The organism is Vibrio sp. 1727, from assembly GCF_033344415.1.
Lineage (GTDB): Bacteria > Pseudomonadota > Gammaproteobacteria > Enterobacterales > Vibrionaceae > Vibrio > Vibrio alginolyticus.
This window is the reverse complement of the sequence record NZ_JAWPOT010000309.1, coordinates 1-674: the sequence shown is the minus strand read 5'-3', so window position 1 is coordinate 674 and position 674 is coordinate 1. Positions and strand designations below refer to the sequence as shown.

Below are 674 nucleotides of genomic sequence, written 5' to 3'. Positions count from 1 at the left end.
GGAAATCATTATCAAACTTTCCGGTAAAGAGCATGGATGGATGGTCGCAGAACCGCTAGTCACTATCCCAACACTGCATTATCACGAATTTGGTGAAGAGTAATGTTTGACGTAAACGCTGTACGCGAACAGTTCCCGGCCCTAAATCAAGACGTAAACCAATCGCCTTTGGTTTACCTTGATAGCGCAGCAACAACACAAAGGCCACAGTGCGTGATCGATGTGATTAGCCGTTACTACAGTGTACAAAATGCTAACGTGCATCGTGGTAGCCACAGTTTGACAGCAAACGCGACTAGCCAGTTTGAAGCCGCTCGCGAAGCCGTAGCAACGTTTATTGGTGCAAACAGCTCTAAAGAAATCATTTGGACGCGAGGCGCAACCGAAGCACTTAACTTAGTAGCACAAACTTACGCTCGCAGCCCCCAACAACCGGGCGATGAAATCTTGATTAGCGAGATGGAACACCACGCCAACATCGTGCCGTGGCAGATTGTGGCAGAACAAACTGGCGCGAAAATCGTGAAAGTGCCAATGACACCCGAGTGCCAGTTTGACTTGCAGGCGTTTGAACAAAAGCTCTCTGAGCGATGCAAAATCGTCGCGTGCGCACAAATAACCAACGTAACAGGCACACGCCAACCTATCGAAAAGATCACCGAGCTAGCGCACAG

The 674-nt window shown here is 49.1% G+C and carries 1 protein-coding gene and 1 pseudogene; both read left to right on the top strand.

The window, feature by feature from the left end; genetic code table 11:
• A pseudogene (locus R8O10_RS25425) lies at positions 1 to 103 on the top strand (DJ-1 family protein); the annotation flags it as partial.
• Positions 103 to 674, top strand: a 572-nt coding sequence (locus tag R8O10_RS25420; RefSeq protein WP_318191984.1) for an aminotransferase class V-fold PLP-dependent enzyme, incomplete at its 3' end; no start/stop codon positions are given. The pseudogene R8O10_RS25425 and the gene R8O10_RS25420, both read left to right, overlap by 1 nt.